This is a genomic window from Hymenobacter cyanobacteriorum (assembly GCF_022631375.1).
GTDB classification, from domain to species: Bacteria; Bacteroidota; Bacteroidia; order Cytophagales; family Hymenobacteraceae; genus Hymenobacter; species Hymenobacter cyanobacteriorum.
Genome location: NZ_JALBGC010000003.1, coordinates 929,954 through 945,519 on the forward strand (window position 1 = coordinate 929,954; position 15,566 = coordinate 945,519).

Annotated in this window: 9 protein-coding genes; 3 read left to right on the plus strand and 6 right to left on the minus strand. The window is 64.4% G+C overall.

Annotated elements, in window-relative coordinates:
- Positions 1 to 11: 11 nt before the first annotated feature.
- Together MON38_RS13595 and MON38_RS13600 are read right to left on the minus strand one after the other, a co-directional pair.
- Positions 12 to 497, minus strand: a complete 486-nt coding sequence (locus MON38_RS13595) for a hypothetical protein (protein WP_241936715.1) — start codon at positions 495 to 497, stop codon at positions 12 to 14.
- 120 nt (positions 498 to 617) lie between these two features.
- Positions 618 to 1,817, minus strand: a complete 1,200-nt coding sequence (locus tag MON38_RS13600; RefSeq protein WP_241936716.1) for a glycosyltransferase family 39 protein — start codon at positions 1,815 to 1,817, stop codon at positions 618 to 620.
- Positions 1,818 to 2,037: 220 nt separating this feature from the next.
- On the opposite strand from MON38_RS13600, the gene MON38_RS13605 reads away from it, so the two are divergent.
- Entirely contained in the window at positions 2,038 to 2,673 is a 636-nt protein-coding gene (locus tag MON38_RS13605; protein WP_241936717.1) for a DUF4230 domain-containing protein, read from the plus strand.
- 24 nt (positions 2,674 to 2,697) lie between these two features.
- Here the strand turns inward: MON38_RS13605 and MON38_RS13610 are convergent, their stop codons facing one another.
- Positions 2,698 to 3,204 (minus strand): regulatory protein RecX, encoded by a 507-nt coding sequence (locus tag MON38_RS13610; protein WP_241936718.1) that lies wholly within the window; start codon positions 3,202 to 3,204, stop codon positions 2,698 to 2,700.
- 158 nt (positions 3,205 to 3,362) lie between these two features.
- Between MON38_RS13610 and MON38_RS13615 the strand changes: the two genes are divergently transcribed.
- Complete coding sequence (locus MON38_RS13615) at positions 3,363 to 6,008, plus strand: DUF5686 and carboxypeptidase regulatory-like domain-containing protein (RefSeq protein WP_241936719.1); 2,646 nt, start codon at positions 3,363 to 3,365, stop codon at positions 6,006 to 6,008.
- A 90-nt stretch (positions 6,009 to 6,098) separates the two neighbouring features.
- Here the strand turns inward: MON38_RS13615 and MON38_RS13620 are convergent, their stop codons facing one another.
- From MON38_RS13620 to MON38_RS13630, 3 genes are all read right to left on the minus strand, one after another.
- Positions 6,099 to 6,326, minus strand: coding sequence for a PID-CTERM protein-sorting domain-containing protein (locus MON38_RS13620; protein WP_241936720.1), 228 nt, complete (start codon positions 6,324 to 6,326; stop codon positions 6,099 to 6,101).
- Positions 6,327 to 6,418: 92 nt separating this feature from the next.
- The gene (locus tag MON38_RS13625; protein WP_241936721.1) at positions 6,419 to 10,861 is read right to left on the minus strand and encodes a DUF4394 domain-containing protein; all 4,443 of its coding nucleotides are present in this window, start codon (positions 10,859 to 10,861) and stop codon (positions 6,419 to 6,421) included.
- A 163-nt stretch (positions 10,862 to 11,024) separates the two neighbouring features.
- Positions 11,025 to 12,470 carry an amidohydrolase family protein gene (locus MON38_RS13630; protein ID WP_241936722.1) on the minus strand — a complete coding sequence of 482 codons (1,446 nt, stop codon included), beginning with the start codon at positions 12,468 to 12,470 and terminating at the stop codon, positions 11,025 to 11,027.
- 262 nt (positions 12,471 to 12,732) lie between these two features.
- Between MON38_RS13630 and MON38_RS13635 the strand changes: the two genes are divergently transcribed.
- On the plus strand, positions 12,733 to 15,327 hold the full coding sequence (locus MON38_RS13635; RefSeq protein WP_241936723.1) for a bifunctional UDP-N-acetylmuramoyl-tripeptide:D-alanyl-D-alanine ligase/alanine racemase: 2,595 nt from the start codon (positions 12,733 to 12,735) through the stop codon (positions 15,325 to 15,327).
- Positions 15,328 to 15,566: the final 239 nt, after the last annotated feature.

Here is a 15,566-nt window from a genome sequence, read left to right on the forward strand (position 1 = left end):
GCCGGTGGGTACTATTGAGGCTCGGCAGCAGCGTAGTGGGCCGGTGCCGCAACCAGCGCCCTGCGCGTCCAGTAAGCGTTGACTTGCTGTTGGTTGCGGCGGTGGGGCAGGGCTTCCAGTGCGCCACCGAAAATCACCAGGTTGCCGTACTGGCTGGTGGTGAGCACGCGCGCTAGCTGCCGGTGGTAGCGGGCGGCCACGGTAGTAGCGGCGGCATTGGCATCAACTCCCGCGGCGGGGGCCGTCTGGAGCTGGTAGAGCTGCCGCAGCTGCACCCGCGTGGGCTGTGCCAGCTGGCGCTGCTGCGTAGGCGTGAGGCTGAGCAGGTCGGTGAGGTAGGCCGTATAGGCCACTGCTGCCAGCTCCACGGCATCAACCGTATCGGGGGGGGCAATGCTGCGATGCTGCATCACCACCGGCACCGGCGGCAGCACCGGGCCGGGGCCAGCCGGCAGGTGTACTAAATGGGCGGCAACCAGGGTAAGGAGGTGATGCATAAGATACAAAGCTAAGCCAAGAAGATAGGTGAATAGCAGAATGCGCAAACCTAAGCGGAGGTGTTCCGGCTCGCCGTTCTGATTAGTTGAACCAACGCAATTACTCGGCCAAACGGTTTTCTAGCCGTCGGTATTGTGGCGGTTGCGGCCGGCCGGCATCGAGCGGCCGCGGGCGTCTGCCCAGGTTGCTATCTCTAAGGTAGCTAACACAAACACGACCGGCAATATCGGAGCCAGGAAGCGCACGTCCCAATCGTCGACGGTGAGCATGATGATGGCCGTTTGCAGCAGAAGTATTCCGGCTAAAAACACGCGCGCCGGCCGCCAGACACCGCGTCGCTGCGCCCCCCGCGCCGCCAGAAAGTAAGCCGGCCACAGTACCAGCACGCCCAGCACGCGGTGCGCCAGCGAGTAGTGCGGCTTGAGGTAGCTGACGAACACAAACAGCTTGCCCAGCATCAGCTGGCTTAGGTACACCGGGTTGTGCACCGCGAAGTAAAGCACCCGCGCCGCCGGGCCGGTGCCGGGCGGCGGCATATCGAGCGGCGCGGCCTGGTGCACGGCCCACAGCTGGTAGCGGAAAATCAGTTCGCCGCGCTGGTAGGTGTCCATCAGATAAAACGTGGCAAGCTGGTGGTTGAGGGCGCTCCAGAGCAGCGGGGCCAGCAGCACCAGGCCCAGCAGCGCGGCGCGCCAGGGCCGGCGGTCGGGGCGGCGGCGCAGGGCATCGAGGCCGGCCAGCGCGGCAGCCAAACCCACCACAAAGCCGTTGGGACGGGCCAGCGCCGCGAGGGCCAGCACCAGCAGCAGCAACGCCCAGTCGTGCGGCTGGCCGGCTTTTACCTTGGTGAAGGCGCCAAACGACAGCGCCGTCAGGCTGATAAACAGCGACTCGGTGAGCAGAAAGACGTTGAACTGCTGAATGTCGGGCCAGGCGATAAAGGCCAGCGTGGCCAGCGCCGCCGCACCGCGCCCGCCCCGTGCCAGCCGCCGCGTGCCCCGATAGATGGCCCGCGTAGCCAGCGCCGACACGGCCATCTGGCCCGCCACGATGCCCGGCCAGCCCAGCCCCAGCCGCAGCCACAGGCTTTGGAACAGTGGGTACAGCACGTAGCGCAGGTTGTGGCCCGGCTCGAAATAGCCGCGCTCGGCAATGCCGCGGGCGTATTCGAGGTAGCGGGCGCTGTCGTTCACGAAGTGCGGCCCGTGGAACTTGCGCCAGAAAAACAGCTGCACCAGCACCCACAGCCCCGCCAGCAGCGCCCGGTGGTGGGGCCAGAGTTTTAGCGTGAGCAGGCGAATAGGGGAGGGAGGGCGCATACGCCCGCAAAGCTAGGGCGGCAACTTCCGGTAGTTTGAAAAACGTCATGTCGAGCGCAGCCGAGGCATCTCGCGTGGGGTAGTAATCCAGTCGTTGGCTACGCCGAACTTCGATTGAAAAAGGATTAGTGGTGGTACGCGAGATGCCTCGGCTGCGCTCGGCATGACGTTCTTTTATTCGCTTGACCACTTCACGGCCCAGCTTACGTATTCCCCTTCTATGACCCTCACCCGCCTCGTCCGCCGCCTGCTGCCGCTGTTGTTTCTGCTCACCCTCGGGTGGTTTCTATGGCGCAAAATCGGCCCCGCGCTCAGCGACCTCAACCCGCTGAATACTGAGCCCAAAGTCACCGTGACGCACAACACGGTGCTGACGCAGATTGAAGGGCTGGGCAAGCTGGAGCTGGTGCGCTACAAATTCAAGGACATTGTGGAGTACCGCCGGGCCAGCCGCTACCCGCTGCTGCCCGATGCCAAAGTGGCCCTCGTGGTGGGCGGCGAGGCCGTGGGCTGCCTCGATTTGCGCAAAATCCGTCCGCAGGACGTGGCGTTCGAGGGCGACTCGGTGGTGCGCATTGCGCTGCCCGCGCCCGAGCTGTGTTCCTTCCAGGTGCGGCACGACCAAAGCCGCGTGTTTAGCACCGAAAACGGCTTTTTTCAGGATGCCGACCTCGTGGACCAGGGCTATAAGTACGCCGAAACGCAGGTGCGCAATGCCGCCCTGCAAGCCGGCATCCTGGCCCAGACGCAGCGCAACGCCGAGCAGATTCTGGTACCTATGCTTCGTACGCTCACCGGCCGGCGCGTAATTGTGGGCCAGCAACTAGTGCTACCGAAGTCGGGGCCGAAGCAGTAATTGTAACGCTGCGTAGCGCTATGGCTATTCCTCATCTTCCGGCACTTTGCCCAACTCATCGAGGGCCATTTTGATTAAATCCTGCTCGTAGCCTTTGCCGGTGAGGTATTGCGCAATTTTCATGCGGCGCACGCGCGGGTTCTTCTCCTTTTCCTGGCGGTCTTTCTTCTCGGCCACTTCGACCAGGTTCTGATAATACTCCTCGCCGTCGATTTCCTTCAGGCCCGCTTTGATGCAGTATTCGCTAATGCCTTTTTGCTTGAGTTCCTGCACGATGCGGCGGCGGCCCCACTTCTTCTGGCGGTAGTGGCCGCGCACGAACGCCTGGGCGAAGCGCTGTTCATCAAGCAGTTTTTCGCGGCTGAGGCGGATGATGATTTCGCCGGCTTCGTCCTCGTCGAGGCCGTAGGATTTCAGCTTTTGCTCCACCTCCTTGTGGGTGCGCTCCTGGTAGGCGCAGAAGGCGGCGATTTTTTGCAGGGCCTCGCCGGGCGTGTACTGCTTGGGCGCTTTGTCGGGGTTTTTGAACATCGGGGCGGGTTTCGGGAAAGCAAGTAACAGCAAACCGGTGGTCCGCGTTTCGTGGCGGTTTAGCTGGGGCGCCGGGCAACCCTTGGCCCCCTGAACGGCATCTGTTGCGGCAAGGGTCGTAACTTGGACGGGCCTGGGGTTGCCTTTTCTACTGTTGTATGTCGTTGGTTTCGGTACGTGTTTTCTTGGTTGTGGTGTTGTTGAGCTGGCTGCCCCTGGGGGCGCGGGCCGGCGTTGTGAAGGGCCTCGTGAGCGGGGCCGACCAAACCCCGCTGGCCTTCGCTAACGTGGCCGTGCGCGGAGCCGCCACCAGCACCGGCGCCAACGAGCAGGGCCGCTACCAGCTACGCCTGCCGGCCGGGCAGTACGAATTGGTGTTCCAGTACGTGGGCTACAAGCCGCGCATCGAGCCGGTGCGCGTGCCCGGCGGCGACTCGGCCGTGGTGCTGAACGTGAGCCTGCAGCCCGAAAACTACAACCTGGGCGAGGTGCTGGTGCGCTCCTCCGACCGCGACCCGGCCTACGCCATTATTCAGCAGGCGCAGCAGTGGCGGGCCTACCACCGGCGCGAGGTGTCGGCCTACCGGGCCCGCATCTACATCAAAAGCGTGCTGCGTGTGCTCGATACGCCCGCCAAAATCATGGGCCTGTTCAAAATCGGCCCCGACATCAAAAAGGGCATTCTGTATCTGTCTGAAACGCTGTCCGAAATCAGCGTTATCCAGCCCAACCAGGTGAAGGAGCGCATGCTGTCGAGCCGCATCAGTGGCGACTCGCGCGGCCTGAGCTTCAACCGGGCCAGCGCCGGGCGTAACCTCACCTTCTACGAAAACCTGGTGAAGCCGGGCTTTGCCGAGCGCGGCTTCGTGTCGCCCATCGCGGCCAATGCCATGCTGTTCTACAAGTACGAATTGGTAGGCAGCACAACGCAGGACGGCGTGGTGGTGCACAAAATCAAGGTCATTCCGCGCCGCCGTGCCGACCCGGTGTTCGACGGCTACGTCTACATCGTGGACGGCTCGTGGCGCATTCATTCTGTCGATTTGCACCTCGGCAAAGAGGCCCAGATTGACTACACCGACGACGTGCACATCACCCAGCAGTACGCACCCATGCCCGGCAACCCCAACGTGTGGCTGATGCAGTCGCAGCAGGCGCGGGCCAACCTTTCGGGCCTGGGTTTCAAGGGCCAATTTGATATTACGGCTGTGCTCTCGAACTACAACGGCGTGGTGGCCACCTACCCCACGCCGCCCGAGCCCAAGGCCGCCCCGCCCGTGGTGGCCGAGGGCAAGGACGCCCCTGTGGGCCAGGAAACCGCCGCCCAAATCCGCAAGCGCAAGCCCGACTTGCGCGGCCTGAATGCTCAGGTGCGCCGCCAGGTGAAGCAGGCCCAGCGCGATTCCATCAAAAACGACCCGTTTGCCCGCATGCCGCGCGGCGAAGTGCAGCTGATTGAGAAGGGCGTGAACGAGCGCGACTCCAGCTACTGGGACCAGGTGCGCCCCGTGCCCCTCACGGCCGAGGAAAAGCAGGACTACCGCGTAAAGGACAGTACCGAAGTCATCCGCCGCTCGCGCCCTTACCAGGACTCGATGGACCGCAAGCGCAACGAGTTCCAGCTGGCCAGCCTGCTCCTCGGCGGGCCGGGCCACGTCAACAGCTTCAAGAAACAGTCGTTTGCGGTGCAGCCGCTGCCCCAGATTTTCCAGTACAACACCGTGGAAGGGGCCGTTTTGAATGCCCAGGCCACTTTTCGGCAGTACACCGACGACCGGCGGTTTATCACGCTCACGCCCACTTTGCGCTACGGGTTCAGCAGCCGGCAGCTCAATCCCAGCCTGGAGCTGGCCTGGCAGCTTGACCCCGCCAAGCGCCGGCTAGTTGGCCTGATTGCGGGGCGCACGATAGAGAATTTTGATAAGAACTCGCAGCTTACGCCCCTCATCAACACGGTGTACACGCTGTTGGCCAACTACAACTACGCCAAGCTCTACCGCCGCGATGGGATGGAGCTAAGCTACCTCTCCGAAGCCCTGACCGGCCTGACACTGCGCGCCACCGCCGCCTACTTCGACCGCCACGAGTTGTTCAACACCACCGACCGGCTCATTCACGACGTGCCGGGCCGGGCCTTCACGCCCAACACGCCGGTGAGCGATGAGTTGCCCAACACCAGCTTCGGTCGCAGCCAGATTCTCACGGTGGGCTTGTCGGCCGATTTCAAGCCCGGGCAGCATTACATCAACCGGCCCGATGGCAAGTTCAACCTCGGCTCGAAGTGGCCCACCTTCAACGTGCAGGGCCGGCTGGCCGTGCCCGGCATATTCGGCTCCGATGTGCGCTACCTGCTGCTGCAGGCCGGCGTGCGCCACAACCTGTCGCTGGGGCTGGTGGGGGCCAGCGCCTTCCGCGTGAACGTGGGCGGTTTCGTGGGCCGGCAGCAGGGCCTGACGTTTATCGATTACCGCCATTTCGCCGGCAACCAGACTATCCTGACCGGCAACTTCACCAACTTCCAGCTGCTCGACTACTACCGCTTCAGCACCAACAACACCTACCTCGAAGCCCACTTCGATCACCACTTCAACGGCTTCATCTTCAATAAAATCCCGCTCTTCCGCAAGCTGAAATGGCAGGAAGTGGCGTCGCTCAACTACCTGCACACCGCCCAGGCCGGCCACTACGTGGAGCTGGGTGCGGGCGTCGAGCACATCGTAAAGGTGTTGCGGGTAGATTTCTACACCGCCCTGCAAAGCGGCCAGCGGCTGGGCACGGGCCTGCGGGTGGGATTTGGGTTTTAGCCACTAATCAGGCAGTTGCCGATAAGAAGGGAGCCCCCGAAACAATGTTTCGGGGGCTCCCTTCTTATCGGCAACTGCCTGATTTAAAAGTTACTTTGACTTGGCCTGCCGGGCGTTGCGCAGGCGCTTCAGGCCGTAGGCCGCACCGGCTGCCAGCAGCAACGAAGCCCCGCCATCGATGGGAACCCCGGTGGGGGTGCCAGGGGCCGGGCCGCCCGAGCCGGGGCCTTGGGCCAGAGCAGGGGTGAAAACACCGGCCAGCAGGCACACACCCGCAGCGCTAAGAAAAAGGCGAAGAGTTGGAATAAAGGAATTCATGGATTAGGGGAAAGCAGGTTAGGAGACAAACACTACCTCTGGCCAGCCCCGGAAACCCAACGGGCATCCGGGGCTGGCCCTCGGCTGCTACTTTATTCGACTACCAAGCGCTTGGCTACCAGGCCGGCGGCCGTGCGGGCCACCACCGAGTACACGCCCGGGGCCAGGCTAGCAATGGGCAGCTCCAGTGCTTCGGCGGTGCCAGCGGCCAGGGTGCGGCTCAGTACCACGCGGCCTACGTTGTCGACTATCATAACGGCGGTGGCTTGCTGGCCGCGCAGGGCTACCGGCAGCAGCAGCGTCGCCGTGCCGTGGGCCGGGTTGGGGAATACCGTGGCCAGCTGCGCCAGGGCCGCCGGGGCCGAAGCCAGCACCTGGCTTTGCTTGCTGAACACCACGGCGTAGCGCCCGCCAGCCGCGCCGTTGGCGGCCAGGGTCAGGGCCACGCTGGGCGTGGTGGCCAGGTTCACGTAAGTGCCGGTCAGGCCATCGCGCAGGTAGGCGAAGTAGCCGGTGGGCAGGTTGGCCAGGTTATCCACCATCAGGTTGTAGGTGCCGGCGGTGGCTACGGCCACGCGCAGCGGCACCACGACATCGGCACCGGTTAGGAGCGGCAGGCCGTTGATGGCCAGCGTTTCGCTACCGGCTTCGGTGGCCAGCAGCAGGCCGTTGGTGGAGGGTAAGTAATGGGAATCAAAACCAGCGTCGAAGGCAGTTGTAGCGCCTTGCTCAAAATACAGCACGGCCTGGTTGGCGGCGGTGGCGCTGCGCAGGGCGAGCGTCAGCTCGGGACGGGTGCCGGTGGTGCGCTGGAAGGGCGTGTTATCGGGGGCGTCAAGGCGGGCGGCATTCGTAAAACTCACGTTGCCGGTTTGGCCTGCGGCCACCCGCACGAAGAAGCCCTGGCCCACTGGCAGCACATTGGTGCCCGTGTTGGTGCTGGCGCCGTTCACGTAGCTCGTGTAGGTACCCGTGTACTGGCCGTTGCTCTTGAATACATACAGCGCACTCTCTATGCCCGTGGAGGCACCCAACACGGTGTTGTAGTTAATGGCGCCCGGATACGGGTTGCCCAGCAAGTGGTAGCCGGCGTTGGATTGCGCGCCGCGCGCCAGCGCACCGCTTGAGTAAGCGCCGTTGTTGAGCGTACCCGTAAAATCGACCAGGTTTGTGCCGCCGATGTTGACCGTGTAGCCGCGGCCCACAACCAGCCCATCGGTGAGGGCACCGGGCGAAAGGAAGCCATTGTCGAAGTCACCTACTGCATAAGACAAGTTGCTGGTAGCCAGGCGCGACTGGTCGTAATAGAAAACGGTTGGATAAGGCTGCACCATGCGGGGGTCAGCGGCCGAATTATAAGCCGAATTAACCACCGGCAAATAGCTTGGCGTGGTAAAGTCGCTCACCGTGTTGCCGCTCACCGGCGTGCTGTAGTGCCGGTAGCCCGGGCCCGGGTTGGTGGGCGTAATGTAGCGCTGCACCGTGGCCGCGCCCGCTACCGCCGCCCCGCCGTTGTTCACCACGTAGGCCGTGCCCGTGGCGTCCGAAAGCAGGGTCAGCGTCTGGCTGGCGGTGGTGAAGGTGCCGTTCAGCACCAAACCGCGCCGGATGGAAACCGGGCCGCCGATGGAAGCGCCCGCCGCACCCACCGTCAGGTTGGGGAAGGTAGTGAGTGTGCCGCTGATGGTTTGGGCCGCCGCGCCGGCCAGCGTGATGCGGCCGGTTACGTTCGTGCCCGAGGAGGTGATGGTGGCCGAGTTGTTCACGATGTTGCCACTCACGCTCAGTACCGAGCCATCGGCCAGGGTGAGGACGGCGCCGGTGTTCAGCGTCACGGCGTTAGCCAGTTGGTTGCCGGTCACCACCGGGTCGTTGGCCACGTCGGGAATTGTTACGTTGTCGGTGGCGGTGGGCACCTGGGCGGGGCTCCAGTTGCCGGCCGTGCCCCAGTCGGTGCTCACGGCGCCGGTCCAGGTCAGGCCCGCCGCAATGGTGGGGCCGGGCGTGAGGAAGGCGGCCAGGCCGGTCAGGTTCGTGCCCGAGCCGATGCGGCCAACCAGGCTGGCGTTACCCGCCGTCAGGTCCACGGTGTAGAGGTTGTCGGTGCTGCTGCCCGAAGCGCCAGCCGCCAGGAAGGCGGCATTGCCGGGCAAGGCGGCGTTGCTCAGATCGCTGTAGATGTCGAAGTCCGCGCCGAGCGCGGTGTTCAGCGCCACGCCCAAGCTGCCCTGGTCCACGTAGGTGCCGGCGTTGGCGTTGGTAGAGCGCAGCAGCACGCTGCGGGCCTGGTCGATGCCGTAGAGCGTGGTGCCGGTGTTGGCGTTGTTGTCGTTGTTGGTGTACGCCACCCCAGTCAGCACCGGCGTGCCGCTGGGGTTGCTCAGGTTGGTATCCACCGTCACGGCCCCCGTCGCGGGGTTCACGCGCAGGTTGGCCTGGTTCGTGCCCGAAGTCACCCGAATCAGGTTCACCGTGGGGTTGAAGTCAAAGCCGATGCTGGCCGCCGTCGTGCCCAGGTTATAGGAATTCAGACTGCCCACGGCCGCCAGCGCGCCAGTGCTGATATCCAGCTTGTAAAGCTGGCCCTGCTGGGTGTTGACGTTGTAGCCCAGCGCGAATAGCTCCCCGGTGGCGGGGCTGAAGTCGGTGCCCACCAGCACTTGCGAGCCGTCGACGGGCAGGCCGGTGATGTTCACGGCCGTGCGAATGACCGTGGGGTTGTCCGAGGCAAACGACACCAGGTTGCCGCCGGCCACGCCGTAGAGCAGGCGGACACCAGGCATCAGCTGGGCCGAAGCGTCGGCCCCCGCCAGTTGCGCCGAGATGTCGCGTACCGGGATACCCAGGCCGATGGCCCCCACCAGCGTGGTTGCCCCCGAGCCCAGCGCCAAGGTGTAGAGGTTGCTGGTTGTCTGGCCGTTGGGGTTGGCCGTCAGGTAGGCTTCGTTTACCAGGCTGGAGCGGTCAAAGTACACGTCCACGTCCACCAGGGCATTGGAGCTGCTCAGCGTCAGGCCGGTGAGCGGGCCCGTAGTATTCAGCGTGCCGGCGTTGGGCGGGTTCTGAATTGCCAGGGTGCTGAGCGCCTCATCGATATCGTAGAGCGTAGTGCTGGTGCTGCCGGGGTAGCTGTTGGTGTAGCCCACCGAGCCGATGCGCGGCGTCTGGCTGGCGTTGGCATCGCCGGCGGCGTAGGTCAGCTGCCCGTCGGTGGCCGCCAGCGCCCCGTTGTTGGGGTTGAGGCGGAAGTCGGCGCGGTTGGTGCTCACCACCCGAATGCGGTCCACAGTGGGGTTAAAATCGAAGCCGATGTTGTCGGTGGCATCGCCCAGCGCCAGCGTGATGGGGCCGCTGCCCACCGGCGTGGCCACGGCCGTCGTCAGGTCGATGGTGTACAGACGCGATTCGCCGGTGCCGGCGTTGTAGCCCAGGCCAAACAGCTGCCCGGTGTTGGGCCGGAAGTCGGTGCCCACCAGCGTTTGCCCGGTCGCGATGCCCGTGATGGCCACCGAGGAGTTGATGAAGCCCGGCGTGCCCGAGTTGAAGCTGAGCAGGTTATTGTTAGTGCTCACCGCATACAGCTGCCGCCCGCTCACGGCCGGGGCCGTGCGGTCAATGCGAATGGCAATGTCGGTGATGCCCACGCCCGTGCCCTGTATGGCTCCGGAGAATGTGGTGGCGCCCGTAGCCAGATTCAGCCGGTAGACAAACAAGATAAAATTGCCGTTGCCATCCACCAGGTTCACGCTCAGGTACGACTGCTGGTCGTTGGGTCCGAAGGTGTAAATGTCGAGGTCGGTGCTGGTCCCGGGCGAGTTGATGGGCGTCGGGTTACCACCCGCTGTTGGGCTGATGGGGACTACCGTTGCCAGCGAGCCACCGTTCGGGTTGTCGGAGCGCACCAGCGTGGAGCGCTGCTCGTCGATGTAGTAAAGGGTGGTAGTGGCTGCCCCGATAAACGAGTTGGTATAGGCCGCCGTCCCGATGTAGGGGTTCTGGCCGGCATTGGCATCGCCCGCCACGTAGGCCAGGTTGGTGTCCATCGGGGTAGCCAATGTCCCGTTGTTGGGATTGAGGCGGTAGTTGGCATCGTTGGTGCCTGCCACCCGAATGCGGTCCACGGTGGGGTTGAAGTCGAACGCAATGCGCTCGGTGCTGCCCCCCAGCTCCAGGCGCACGGCGGCCGCGCCCACGGGCGTGGCCACGGCCGTCGTCTGGTTGATGACGTAGAGGCGGGCGTTGTTGCCGGCCGTGCTGGCATCGTAGCCCAACGCAAACAGCTCGCCCGTGGCCGGCCGGAAATCTAGGCCGACCAGCGCTTGCCCGGCCGTGATGCCCGTGATGGCAACGCGCGTTTGCGAAGTAGCCGGGGAAGCTAGGTTGACAGAGGTCAGGTCGGTGCCTGAAAGCCCGAAAATCGTTTGGGCCTGCGCGGCAGCCGGGGCAGCCAGCATCAGCGCAAAGCCCGCCGCAGTACCTATCAAACGACGAAACCGCCGGCGCGCTGCCAGCGGTGAAAGTAGGGGTGTGGACATGAAAGAAGGGGGTAAGAGTGAAACGATACAGACAACATTTTCACGCGCCGACACCGTGGCCCGCTACCTCCGTACGTGGCTACCGCCCTATTTGGATTATGGGCTTGATATTTTTAATCCCGAATTAATTTCCCTGCCCGCTTCGCGCTGGCAACAAGGCATTTTAGCGGTTCCGCACTGCCCGCAGCAGGTTCTGCAGCGAAGCCACCGGGTAGGCTTTGCCCCGCGAAATCACCGCGTCGATGCTCTTAACGTTGGCGATGTTTTCGAGCGGGTTGCCGGTGAGCAGCAGCAGGTCGGCATCCTTGCCAGGGGCAATGGCGGCCGTGTGGTCGGCCACGCCCATGAACTCGGCCCCGTTGATGGTAGCCGTTTGCAGGGCCTGCAGTGGCGTAAGGCCCGCCTGCACCAACAAAATCAGTTCTTCCTGCAGCGAAGCCCCGGGATACACGAAGGAGTTGAACGGGCCGCTGTCGGAACCCGCCAGCAGGCGCACGCCGGCGGCCTGCATGGGCGCAATCAGGCTGGAGAAACGGTTTTCGAGCTGGCGGCTGAGCGCCTGCGCGGCCGGCGACTGCTGCCGGGCGCTGGCCAGCCGGCGCCGGTAGGTAGCCTGAATCTTCGGGTCGATGTAGGCCAGCAGCGAGTCGCGGGCGTGGTCGTTGGTGGGCAGCCCGGCCAGCGTCTGGCCGATGAACAGGGTGGGCACGGCGGCCGTGTGCCGCTTGGCCATGAGGGCGAAAATGCGCGCCGCCGCCGCCGGGCTATACGTCGCATTCACGGCCGGTAGGGTGGCAAACAAACCCAGCGGCCGGGCCGTGCCCTGGCTGGCGCGCACCAGCGCCGTGAGGCTGTCTTCCTTGCTCGAGCAGGCCTTGAGCACGTAGTAGAGGTGCTCGGTGGCATCGAGCCCGCGACCGATGGCCTCGGCCAGCGTCACGGTGTAGGGCATGTGGCCGGTGGTTTTCAGGCCGCGCCGCTGGGCCTGCCGGATGGTTTCGAGGTAGGCGCGGCCCGAAATCTTGCTGTCGTAAATCTTCACGTAGTCCACCTTCAACTGCTGCAGCGAGTCGAGCGCGTGCCGAATCTGGGCCGACGTTTCTACTTCCAGCGAACCGGGCCAGGTGGCGCCGGGGCCGTCGATTTTCGGGCCCGAAGTGAAGATGCGCGGGCCGGGCAGCAGGCCGGCGTCCATCTCGCGCCGCCACTCAAAAATGCGCGGCGTGAGGTCGCCCCCGCAGTCGCGCACCGTCGTGATGCCGTGGGCCAGGTACAGCGTCAGGCTTTTCTTGTTGGCCGCGGCCAGGCTGTCGCCGCCCCGGAAGTGCACGTGCATGTCCCACAGGCCCGGTATCAGGTAGCGGCCGTTGCCGTTTACGTACTGCTTGGCGGCGTAGCTATCCTTGTCGGCCACCTGCACCTGCACAATTTTGCCCTTCGCAATGGCCACCACCTGGTTGGGGGTGAGGCGGCCCGTGCGCACGTCAATCAGCGTGACATGGTTGATAACTACGTCGAAAATCTCCAGCCGCGTGGGGCGGGGCTTGCGGGCGCAGGTAGTGAGCAGCACGGCCAGGCTCAGGCCGAAAAAAAGGCGAAACAAGTTCATGCAAAGGCAGCGAGGGCGGGCAAGTCCGGCAATAACGGGAATGCTTGGCAAATTGATTTTTGGCGCGCCTGTCATGCTAAGCGCCGCCAAGAACCTTATTACGGCCGGCGGGGCTCCGCTACCGGAATTTTTCCGCCGTGATAAGGTCCGTGGCGGCGCTCAGCATGACAGATTTTTCCAATACCTGCGACAATTCCAACGCTACCCAGTTACCACCCGCTAAGCCGTTCGCCCCGCATTTTTGCCGGACCTTTGCGGCATCATGCCGTTCCCCCTGTTTCGCACGCTGCCGGCCCTGCTGGGCGGCCGCCTGCTGCAAGCCCCCGCCGATGCCGCCACCGAAGCCCGCCACCTGCTGCTCGACAGCCGCCGCGTGGGCCTGCCCGCGGGCGCGGTATTCTTCGCCCTGCGCGGCCCCAGCCACGACGGCCACCGCTACCTGCCCGAGCTGTATGCCCAGGGCGTGCGGCTGTTTGTGGTGGAAGAAAACGCGGCTTTGCCTGGCGGTTTGGGGGCGTACCCCGGAGCCGGCTTGCTGGCCGTGCTCAGTCCGTTGGCCGCTTTGCAGGCCCTGGCCGCCGCCCACCGGGCCGAATTTGCCGGCCCGGTGCTGGCCATCACCGGCTCCAACGGCAAAACCATTGTGAAGGAGTGGCTGGCCCAACTGCTGAGCCCCGACGAGGACATTTGCCGCTCGCCGCGCTCCTACAACTCGCAGGTGGGCGTGCCGCTCAGCGTATGGGAACTGAACCCGGTGCGCCACACGCTGGGCATTTTCGAAGCCGGCATTTCGGAAGCGGGCGAGATGGCCCGGCTGGCGGCCATCATTCAACCCACCGAAGGCCTGTTCACCACCTTCGGTACGGCCCACGATGCCGGCTTCGCCTCGCCGGAACAGAAGCTGCGCGAGAAGCTGCAGCTTTTCACCGGCCCACAGCTTCAGCGCCTGTTCTACTGCGCCGACCAGGCACCGGTGCGCTCTGCCGTGGCGGAGTTGAAAATTCCCGGCTTCACCTGGACGCGCCAGCCCGAACAGCCGGCCGACCTGCATTTCACTCTCGAGGCCGCCGCCGCCGGAACAACCCGCTTGCATGCCAAGTACCCGGCTGCCAGCCTCATGTCCGAGTTCACGCTGCCTTTTGCCGACGAGCCTTCCCTCGAAAACGCCCTGCACTGCCTGGCCGTGCTGCTGCACCGCCAGGTCGAGCCCGCCGAAATCCAGCGCCGGCTGCTGCGCCTGCACCCAGTGGCCATGCGCCTCGAAATGAAGCCCGGCCGCCACGGCTCCTACCTGCTCGACGATACCTACAACAACGACCTCGCCGGCCTGGCCCTGGCCCTCAACGCCCTGGCCCGCCAGAGCCGCCCCGGCCGCCGCACCCTCATCCTCAGCGACGTGCTCGAATCGGGCCTTAGCCGCGCCGAGCTCTACGCCCGCGTGGCGGCGCTGCTGCCGGCGGCCGGCGTGAGCCGCTTAGTCGGCATCGGCGAGGAAATAAGTCAGTTAAAAGTTGAAACTGAAGAGTTAAGAGGGAGTACTTCAGCCATTGGTTCCATCGAAGCCGCAGGCCAACTCTTAACTCCTAACGCTCAACTTTTAACTGAATTTTACCCCAGCACCGAGGCTTTCCTCGCCCAGCTCAACCCCGCCGATTTCGCTCAGGAAACCATTCTGATTAAAGGTGCGCGGCGCTTTGGGTTCGAGCGCATCGTGGCCGCCTTGCAGGCCCAGCAGCACGGCACGGTGCTCGAAGTCAACCTCGATGCCCTCAGCCACAACCTGCAGCACTACCGCCGCCAGCTGCGCCCGGGCACCAAGCTTATGGTGATGGTGAAGGCCTTCGCCTACGGCGCGGGCTCCTACGAAGTGGCCAGCCTGCTCGAATTCCAGCGCGCCGACTACCTGGCCGTGGCCTATGCCGACGAAGGCATTGCCCTGCGCGAAGCCGGCATCAGCCTGCCCATCATGGTGATGAACGCCGCGCCCGACTCGTTCGACCTGCTGCGCCGCTACCGACTCGAGCCCGAAATCTATTCCTTTGAGATGCTGGATGAGTACCTCGCCACCTTCGAGTCACCCGCTTCCCATTTCCCACTTCCCACTCCCCGAATCCACCTCAAGCTCGATACCGGCATGCGCCGCCTCGGCTTCGACGAAGCCGACCTGCCGGCCCTGCTGGCCCGCCTGCGCCCCCACGCCGCCCACCTGCCAGTGGCCAGCCTGATGACCCACCTGGCCGCCGCCGACGAGCCCGCCCACGACGATTTCACCCAAACCCAGTTGAGTACCTTTCGGCGCATGGCGGCCGCCATCGAAGCCGCGCTGGGCCACGCCGTGCTCAAGCACGCGCTGAACTCGGCCGGCATCCTCCGATTCCCCGACGCGCAGTTCGACATGGTGCGCCTCGGCATTGGCCTTTACGGCGTGGATGCCAGCAACACGGCCGACCCCGCCGCCTTGCGGCCCGTGAGCCAGCTGCGCACCACCATTTCGCAGATTAAAACCCTGCCCGCCGGCCATACCGTGGGCTACGGCCGGCGCGGGCAGGCCAGCAGCGGCGAGCGGCGCATTGCCACGCTGGCCATTGGCTACGCCGACGGCTACGACCGTCGCTTCGGCAACGGCGCGGGCACGGTGCTCATCCACGGGCAGCCGGCCCCGCTGGTGGGCTCGGTGTGCATGGACATGTGCATGGTCGACGTGACCGATATTCCGCTGGCCCGCGCCGGCGACGTGGCGCTGGTTTTCGGCGAGGGGTTGCCGCTGCCCGCCCTGGCGGCCCGCATCGGCACCATTGCCTACGAGCTGCTCACCAACGTGAGCGAGCGGGTGAAGCGGGTGTTTGTGAGCGAGTAGAAATGCCGTACCGCCGAAGAGGACGTTTGATAAACGCTCTCAATCGGCTTTTTCCTGTTTTCTCCTCCGGAAAGGCCGTTCTTACTCGCCGCCTGTGAACCTGGTTTCAACCGGCTTTAGTGCTGACTTACCGCCAAAACCCAGGTATTTTTTTGCTGATTTGTCGGCGTGCCTAATGTTGGCAAGGTATTTATTTTGCTACTTTACAGTTGGCTTGGCCCGTCTTCATTTGTCTGGAG